The 8,478-nt window shown below is 32.8% G+C and carries 9 protein-coding genes; 2 read left to right on the top strand and 7 right to left on the bottom strand.

Annotated elements, in window-relative coordinates; translation table 11 throughout:
• Positions 1 to 127: 127 nt before the first annotated feature.
• Entirely contained in the window at positions 128 to 1,000 is an 873-nt protein-coding gene (locus tag LJE08_RS11925; protein WP_186999493.1) for a class I SAM-dependent methyltransferase, read from the top strand.
• 46 nt (positions 1,001 to 1,046) lie between these two features.
• Here LJE08_RS11925 and LJE08_RS11920 read toward each other — a convergent pair whose 3' ends face one another.
• The gene (locus LJE08_RS11920) at positions 1,047 to 1,772 is read right to left on the bottom strand and encodes a hypothetical protein (RefSeq protein ID WP_117923691.1); all 726 of its coding nucleotides are present in this window, start codon (positions 1,770 to 1,772) and stop codon (positions 1,047 to 1,049) included.
• A gap of 59 nt (positions 1,773 to 1,831) precedes the next feature.
• On the opposite strand from LJE08_RS11920, the gene LJE08_RS11915 reads away from it, so the two are divergent.
• Positions 1,832 to 2,491, top strand: coding sequence for a carboxylesterase (locus tag LJE08_RS11915; protein WP_217256185.1), 660 nt, complete (start codon positions 1,832 to 1,834; stop codon positions 2,489 to 2,491).
• A gap of 156 nt (positions 2,492 to 2,647) precedes the next feature.
• Here LJE08_RS11915 and LJE08_RS11910 read toward each other — a convergent pair whose 3' ends face one another.
• From LJE08_RS11910 to LJE08_RS11885, 6 genes are all read right to left on the bottom strand, one after another.
• Complete coding sequence (locus LJE08_RS11910) at positions 2,648 to 2,956, bottom strand: hypothetical protein (RefSeq protein WP_186999507.1); 309 nt, start codon at positions 2,954 to 2,956, stop codon at positions 2,648 to 2,650.
• A gap of 23 nt (positions 2,957 to 2,979) precedes the next feature.
• Positions 2,980 to 4,560 (bottom strand): AAA family ATPase, encoded by a 1,581-nt coding sequence (locus LJE08_RS11905; protein WP_227403337.1) that lies wholly within the window; start codon positions 4,558 to 4,560, stop codon positions 2,980 to 2,982.
• A gap of 77 nt (positions 4,561 to 4,637) precedes the next feature.
• Positions 4,638 to 5,957: an MATE family efflux transporter gene (locus LJE08_RS11900; protein ID WP_227403336.1), complete on the bottom strand. Its 1,320-nt coding sequence runs from the start codon at positions 5,955 to 5,957 to the stop codon at positions 4,638 to 4,640.
• A gap of 31 nt (positions 5,958 to 5,988) precedes the next feature.
• Positions 5,989 to 6,642 carry an HAD family phosphatase gene (locus LJE08_RS11895; protein ID WP_217256182.1) on the bottom strand — a complete coding sequence of 218 codons (654 nt, stop codon included), beginning with the start codon at positions 6,640 to 6,642 and terminating at the stop codon, positions 5,989 to 5,991.
• A 54-nt stretch (positions 6,643 to 6,696) separates the two neighbouring features.
• A complete protein-coding gene (locus LJE08_RS11890; RefSeq protein ID WP_227403335.1) occupies positions 6,697 to 7,356 on the bottom strand; it encodes an HAD family phosphatase in 660 nt (219 codons plus the stop codon).
• The coding region (locus LJE08_RS11885) for an SIS domain-containing protein (protein WP_227403334.1) at positions 7,340 to 8,478 on the bottom strand (1,139 nt) is incomplete at its 5' end. The genes LJE08_RS11885 and LJE08_RS11890, both read right to left, overlap by 17 nt.

Here is an 8,478-nt window from a genome sequence, read left to right as displayed (position 1 = left end):
AAACTACAATTTCAACAAATTTTACATTACTTATTGACATTTAATAGTTTGTCTTCTAGAGTCACACTCTATTATATCATAGTTGACAAATGTATGGTATAATCAAGAAGTTAAAGGAGAACTAAGTATGAATCAAATTGCTAAAGAATGGCAAGACTATGAAGTTATTGATACTGGAAATAAAGAAAAATTAGAAAGATGGAATCAAACGATTCTTAGAAGACCAGATCCTGTGGCAATCTGGCCAATTGAAGATGAGCGTGCATGGAATAAAGCCGATGCTATATATCACCGTTCTAAATCGGGTGGTGGTCATTGGGAAATGAAAAAGCCCGTTAAAGAATTCTGGACTATTGGATATAAAGGTTTACGCTTTAAAATCAGTCCAACCGGATTTAAACACACGGGACTATTCCCAGAACAAGCTAGCAACTGGGATTTTATGGCCAATAAGATTAAAGAATCAAAACGCGATGATTTAAGAATCTTAAACCTATTTGCCTATACAGGCGGGGCTACCATGGCCTGTTCAAAAGCTGGAGCGAAAGAAGTTGTGCATGTTGATGCTTCAAAAGGTATGATTCAATGGGCAAAAGAAAACATGCAACTTTCGAATTTACAAGATCATACAATTCGCTTTATTGTGGATGATTGTATTAAATTTGTAAAAAGAGAACAAAGAAGAGGAAGAAAATATGATGGTATCGTCATGGATCCACCTAGTTATGGTAGAGGTCCTAATGGTGAACTTTGGAAATTGGAAGAAGAATTATTCCCATTGATTCAAGAATGTATGAAAATTTTAAGTGATGATGCCCTATTCTTTATTGTGAACTGTTATACAACTGGATTTAGTTGTTCAACACTCAATGAAGCTTTATCAAGATCCATTCAGAAAGAAAAAGGCGGACACATTGAATGTGGTGAAAACCTACTTCCTGTAACGACAAATGATAGTGTATTACCATGCGGAATCTTTGGAAGATGGACAAATGACTAGTCCATCTTTTTTTGTTTAGAAAAAGAAAAAAGGAAGAAAACTCTCCCTAACAAACCATCCACTCGGGATAGAATTGAATCCCATTTTTGATCATACGATGAATCAAAGGTCTTCCTAAAGTTTGGAAATAATGTTCAATCGTAGTGACTTGTAAAACCAAAAAATCTGCTGTCTTACCAATTTCAATCGAACCACGATCTGATAAATTAAATTCTTTAGCTGGTAAAGACGTCATACTTTCGAGTAGTTTTCTAGAACACACTCGATGTGTTTGAAACAATACATAACTCATAGGTGCCATACTATATACATAGGAGTTTGGAAGTCCAAATCCACAACTCATTAAAAAAGTTTCTGGAATTTTATCATTTAATTCATTTAAACGATGTAAAACCGGAAGCTTAGGCTGATTCTTTTTATAAAAAACATCCTGTTCCAACTTCATTCTTTGCGAATTCGGATTGTCACAAATCAAAGTTAAGATTCCATTTTGACGCATCGCATATAACGCATTGATATCTTGTCTTAGTTGATCACCCAAACGTACGTGTGTAAAACTTTTAAATTGACAATCAATAAAAGCTGGTACAACACATTCACCTTGCGCATCAATCACTCGTGTTGCAGGATCTAGCCATTCTTTATAAGAACCCGTATTGATTTCAATAATCTTATCATGGTGACATGCAATAAAGGCACGATGTAAGATTGTAAAATTCTTATCACATGTATATAAATTTTCAATATTTTTAATCAGTAAAGTTGCCTTCATGATACATGTGACCTTCCTTTCAATAGATGCTATAATAATTATACAACGAGGTGATGCGAATGTCTTTATTTAATCGAAGAAAGAAACCTATAATAGTAACAATCCATGGATTTGGAAGAAATCTAAGTCATGAATTCGATCCATTAGCGAGCTATTTAAAGGCTAAAAAATATGAAGTGATTCAATTTGATATGTATGATTTAAACAATCCAAATGATGCCAACTACAAAGATTGGGTGCAAAGATGTGAAGCCAAATTAAGTCTTGCCATTAAAGAAAATCCCAATGTCATTCTAATTGGATTCTCCATGGGAGGTGTAATCGCCAGTTATTTGGCTAGCATTTATAAAGTGCAATCCTTAATCCTTTGTGCACCGGCCTTTGAATATCTTGACATCAAAAAAGTAACAGGCTTATTTAAAAAATCGGATAAAGAAAAGAAAGGTCCAAGTTCAAAGCAATACCAAGCCTTCACAAAAATTGTTTCTCAATATAAAGAATCTATTTCACAAATTGAATGTCCAATCCTTATGTTGCATGGAACAAGTGATGAAGTGATCGCTCCATCAAGTTCTACTCATGCCTATAAAAAAATTCCGGTCCAAAAGAAACGATTAATATATATTGAAGGTGCCAAGCACAGAATGTTGTATGATGGAAGAATGGAACAGACTGTGTTTACAATCATCGAACAAATGCTTGAAAATAAAATATTCTAAAAAGCTGTCGAATAAGACAGCTTTTTCATTTATTGCCAACTATAAAATATGCTTTATCTAAAGATATTCTAGCATATTTTCATTTGCACCTTTAAGGGCTTTTTTTGTCTTATGATTTGCACCTACAAAGAAAAAAAAGCCTGTATTTCTACAAGCTTAGTCACCAATAATTGAATAAAACTGATCATAAGAAGGTTTTAATACTTCATATACATCTGGCTGAATACGATATTGCGTATAATCACGCAATCTTCCATCCTCTTCTTTTTCAATGACCCTTCTCTCAATCATTTTTTTATTCTTTAATAATCCGCCCTGTTTGACATCTCCCTTATATTCCAAAGGTTCATTATCATTATCTAATAGTTCTTCAAACAAAGCCTTATCCTTTTTATTTAAGGATGTCATAAAATTCCATAAATCTGGAACATTCATCTTTTTCTCTTTCTCTTTCTTAAAAAACATAATTATCACCTATTTTTAATACATTAAAACTTCTCTATTTTACAGCGATGTTCTTTTGTCTTAGAATCATAAGTAATCCCCACTAACAATAAGTTGTTCGTATATTCTTGAATCGATTGAGGATATACTTTTTTCTTGATTTGATCTAATGCACTTTGAACATTACGATTCCATTTTAGCTCCACCAATAAGGCTGGATAATAATCTTTATATTCAGGTTTAGGGATATAAACAAAATCCGCAAATCCTCTTCCTGTTGGCAATTCTCGTATTGGTTTAAAATAATACTTCAAAGTTGATAAATACGCAATCGTTAAAACACTACTCAAACTATTTTCATTATGATATGCAATATTAGAAGCATACGTATTATGAATCTTTTCCATTTGTTGAGCTACAACTTCTGTCTCCATTTGACAAGTTGCTTCTAAAATTGTATCCGATTCCCTTTCAAATTGAATTAAATCATTCCATTTATCTTCTGAAACAGAATTCACAAATTCTTGTCGGATTTCTTCATTTGGAATAAATACCGTCTTATATGTTTGATTGTATCCCAAATATCCTAAATGAACCAATGCCGTTAAGACATCATCCATATTTTTAAATGAAACCATATCATTTTGAAAAGACGTTGTCTGCATCTTCACTTCATTACCACTTAACATTTCTAAAACAGCTTCTTTTAAGCCATCAAAATTCATTTGAATCAAACTATGAATTGATTCATAGCTACTTGTCTGTGCCCAATAACTTTGAAACACACCTAAAGTAAATAAACTCACAACGGCTTTCGGATTATATACATGCTGATGATTTAAGTAATATCCATCATACCATTTCTTGATTCTATCAAAATCTATATTGTATTTATTACTTAATCCTTTTACTTCCCCCTCTGTAAATCCAATAAAAGAAGCCAATGGTCCTGGATTCAACATTGTATATTCATCAAAATTATTCAATGCGGACTGTGTCATCGTTCTTTTGATTGGTAAAATACCTGTTAAATACGCTAATGCGATATAACGAGAAGGTTGTGATCCTTTAAATAATCCTTTTAAGAAATCGATATATTCTTCTAGTAATTTTTTATTATTCGCATTATCACGAATCAATACATCCCACTCATCAATGATTACCACAAAGCGATGGCCTGTTTCATCATTGATTTTAGAAAGTGTACCAGACAAAGAAATAATTCCATTATAGTCAATATTGGAATATTCATTCTGTAATTCATGCATACAACTCTCTTTGATATAATTTACAATATCATTTATATTTTCAACTTGATCTTTACACCATTGTACATCAATATGAATGACATCATATTGATTAAGATACTTTTCAAATGTAGAACATGAAGAAATCGTATATGGATGAAATAATTCTCTAGATTCACATCCCTTTGAATAATAAGCACAAAGCATATCAGCAGTCATGGATTTTCCAAAACGTCTAGGTCTTGAGTTACAAATAAATTTAGCTGTGGTTGAAAGCACACTATTTGTATATTCAATTAAACCCGTTTTATCCACATATATTTTTGAATGAACCGCTTCATTAAAATTCGCATTATCAGGATTTAGAAATATAGCCATACAGATTCCTCCTACACCACTATTATATCAGAAAAAGACTGTAGAATTAAAAAAACGAGATGTTAGTTCATCTCGCCTTACTTCACTCCATGACTTTTTAAATAAGAAGGTATGATTTTTATAAAACAAATGATTGTCACAATACTTGCATAAATATCCGCTGCAGGTTGTGCATAGAAAATATTTGAAACCCCTAAAAAAGCAGGCAATAAACATGTACACCCCAAATACATCAGCTTACGATTTAATGATAAAAATAATGATAATTTTACATTAGATAATCCTGTAATTCCATCCACTAAAACATATTGAATGGACATCATCAAAATACCTAAACAAAAGTTTTTAATAGCCCTATCTGCGATTGGCATGGTCATGGCATCATTAGTAAACATAGCCACAAATACATTGGAGTAGCACATTGAAATAATAAACATAACAAGACAGAATAAAAACGCAAATGAAATCACAATTTTAAATGCTTCTTTGATCTTCTTTAAATTTTGCGAACCAAAATGATACGCAAATATCGGTTGTGTACCCGAACTAATACCAAGTAATGGTCCTGTAATCAATAAGAAATAGCTTTGAGCTACAGTAATAGCCGATATATAAATATCCCCCATATCTCCACCATACTTTTGAAGCATCATATTCATCACTATTAAAATAATTGAATCGGATGCGATAATCAGAAATGGAGAGAATCCAAGTTTTACAATATGCTTCATTTTCTCTATAGATAATTCTTCTTTATGAAGTTTGATTTTCGATTTGAATCTTAAAAAACAAAGCACAAACATACACGATATAAATTGTGCTACAACTGTACCAATGGCTGCTCCAGCCACACCAATTTTAAGTGTACGAATCAAAATAAAGTCAAACATAATATTTGTGATGGCCCCAATACATACACTTAACATCGCAATCGTGGCATAACCCTGTCCTGTAATAAAATAATTCAATCCAATCGACATTAGGGCAAAGAAAGTTCCTAATGTATAAATTGTTAAATAGGTATTGGCATAAGGATAAAGGGCATCACTGCCTCCAAACCAATAGATCAAATTATGTTTTAAAAGAATGAATCCAAGTGTTAAACAAATGGAAAGAACAACCAACATCACAAAGCTATTATATAAAATTTGACTGGCCCTTTTCTCATTCTTTTGACCCAAACACATCGATAGCCAAATCGAACCACCAATACCTACAAGTGTTCCAAAACTCGATAATAAGGTAACGATTGGCCCGCATATTCCAACGGCTGCCAAACATACATTTCCCACTTCTTCAATTTGTCCTACAAACATACGATCGACAATGGAATATAAAATATTCACAAGTTGAGCAATCATACTCGGTATAGCCAACCCCATAACAAGCTTTAACATGGGTGTATTTTCAAAATCATTTTGTCGCATTTTATATTCTATTCTCTTTAATATAATCTCTAGCTTCCATTAAATCTTTGACAATACAAATTGTCTGCTCCTTTTGTACTTCTGTTGGAGCAATCAGATCAGGCACTTGAATACAGTCAATACTAGCCCTATAAGCTGCTTCAACCCCCACACTCGAATCTTCTAATACAATCGCATTTTCTGCTTTTGTGTTCATTTTATGTAAGACACTCAAATAAATTTCTGGATCCGGCTTACGATTTTTGACTTCATCCCCACATAATACATAATCAAAACGATCATATACGCCAACTCGTTTTAATCTTTCTTCTGTAAGCTCTCTTCTTGTCGTTGTGGCAACCGCCTTTTTAATATGATATGCATCCAAAAAATCTAGTATTTCATTTAAGCCTGGTTTAACTGGCACTTCCTTTTCCAACATACCATATCCAATGCGTTCCCATTCTTTAATTACCAATTCTTGAATGTCTTGAGATAAATATCGATCTAACACTTCTTTTTCATCTCTACCACTTTTCCCAATCAATTTTGGAAATAAAGTAGAACCCATATTTTGAATACCATACTTATTACCCGCCTGATCAAAAGCTTCTTTCCATACACTTTCAGTATCTAACATCAACCCATCAACATCAAAAATAACTAATTCTAACATGTGCATCCTCCCATAAAACATGAAGGTATTATAACATGAAAAAAAGAAGCAAAGTTACATTGCTTCTAATATATCGATTACTTCTTTTAAATTCTCACACTGAAGATCAACATATTTCATGTCTTCTTTATTAAATGGGACTTGATCTGGAATCCAAACTCTTCGCATATTTGCATTATACGCCGCACGAATTCCATTTTTACTATCTTCCAGCACTAAACAATTCTCAGGCTTTACTCCCATCTTTTTCGCACACGCCAAAAATAAATCGGGAGCTGGCTTTGAAGCATATGCATCTTTTGATGAAAGCATCAAATCTGCCTTAAAATCAAACCCGCAATTTTTCACTAAACGTTTAATGTGCGGAACACTTGAGCTTGACGCAATGCAAATATTATAATTATTCGATTTTAAATAATCATGCAATTCTTTCAAGCCATATTTATTGGCAGAGCCTGGAATCGCAAAACGTTTCTCGTAATAAGAAACAAATTCATCATCGGCAATTTCCAACATATCCTCTAACCATGGATAGTCCTTATGGTAGATCGAACAATCAAAATGACTTGTGCCTAACATCCCTAAAAAATATTCTCTTGGAAAGTAATGATCGTGTTTTTTACAAATATCTTCAAATACATCAATATAAAGTGTTTCTGTATCAAACATTAATCCGTCCATATCAAAAATTACTGTATTAATCATCGCCGTCATAATTTACAAAATTCTCCGTTTTTGCAGCCGCAATAGCCTTAAATTCCTTTAATAAAGGATGTTGATAAATAGAATGTAAGTCGTTTGAAATAATAAAGCTTAATAGTTGTACAAATGGTAGATATACAAGTGGGCATAATTCACTGGATACAGTATCACTCAAACTCAAAACATGATCATCCATTACTAATTGTGGATTGTTTGAAATTAAATATGCTCGATTGCTGACTTTACGCGTAGCCTTATATACTTGTTCTACACGATGACTTGCCACATCGTTTCCATCAAAGAAAATCACATTGTATTGTGGCGTTAATTGTAAATTCGGACCATGAATATATTCTTCAATTTCGTAGCAGCAACTTGGAATGTGAATGGTTTCCCCCATTTTTAATGCACTTTCAAGTGCTGTTCCATAATTGGCTCCCGCTCCACAACTGTAAACCCAAGACATAGATGAAAATTCTTTATAGTGTAACTGAATAAAGCTTGTAGCCTTACCAATCATTTCTTCATTTAAATGGACAGCTTTTTTTAACTCTTCTAAATATTCACTCTTACCAGAATACGCAATTGCGAATAAATCTAAGAATAGCGCAAGTGAGGAAACACCCTTTGTGACATAGCCAACTAATTCTTCGCCAACACCATATTCAATCACAACATCCGCAACATCTTTTACATCACTATTTTTATTTCCTGTTAAACAAATCGCTCTACATTGTTTTTTCTTAATAATTTTTAATGCTTCAATTGCATTTGTACTTAAACCACTCTGTGTAACCACTAAGACTAAGTCGTTTTCTTTAATATCATTTTCATAATACGTAAATGTATATGGAGTAATGATTCTAACTTCTAAACCACTCACTTTTTCCACAAAACTTCGAGCACAATAACATGCATTATGACTTGATCCAGAAGCCACAAGTAAAATACGTTTGATTTCTTTTTGTTGCACTTCCTCCATCAATGGTTCAACCAATGCAGTGTATTGTTCAATATTTGTTCTTAATACGCCCGGTGTTTCTTTCACATAATCAAGCATTGTTAATTTTTCCATATGTACCTGGTATATTGTAATTGACCCATCTAGCTGGTCATTTACAACATACATCTCCT

Origin of the sequence: Holdemanella sp. DFI.5.55 (assembly GCF_020593575.1) — a bacterium.
In the GTDB taxonomy this organism is placed as follows: Bacteria; Bacillota_I; Bacilli_A; order Erysipelotrichales; family Erysipelotrichaceae; genus Holdemanella; species Holdemanella hominis.
Note: the sequence above shows the minus strand (reverse complement) of the source record. Positions and strands in the feature narration are given on the sequence as shown.

What these genes read in the sequence shown, in the direction of transcription:
- LJE08_RS11925 (WP_186999493.1), top strand. Translation starts at nt 128, where the DNA reads ATGAATCAAATTGCTAAAGAATGGCAAGACTATGAAGTTATTGATACT.
- LJE08_RS11920 (WP_117923691.1), bottom strand. Translation starts at nt 1,772, where the DNA reads ATGAAGGCAACTTTACTGATTAAAAATATTGAAAATTTATATACATGT.
- LJE08_RS11915 (WP_217256185.1), top strand. Translation starts at nt 1,832, where the DNA reads ATGTCTTTATTTAATCGAAGAAAGAAACCTATAATAGTAACAATCCAT.
- LJE08_RS11910 (WP_186999507.1), bottom strand. Translation starts at nt 2,956, where the DNA reads ATGTTTTTTAAGAAAGAGAAAGAGAAAAAGATGAATGTTCCAGATTTA.
- LJE08_RS11905 (WP_227403337.1), bottom strand. Translation starts at nt 4,560, where the DNA reads ATGGCTATATTTCTAAATCCTGATAATGCGAATTTTAATGAAGCGGTT.
- LJE08_RS11900 (WP_227403336.1), bottom strand. Translation starts at nt 5,957, where the DNA reads ATGTTAAAGCTTGTTATGGGGTTGGCTATACCGAGTATGATTGCTCAA.
- LJE08_RS11895 (WP_217256182.1), bottom strand. Translation starts at nt 6,642, where the DNA reads ATGTTAGAATTAGTTATTTTTGATGTTGATGGGTTGATGTTAGATACT.
- LJE08_RS11890 (WP_227403335.1), bottom strand. Translation starts at nt 7,356, where the DNA reads ATGACGGCGATGATTAATACAGTAATTTTTGATATGGACGGATTAATG.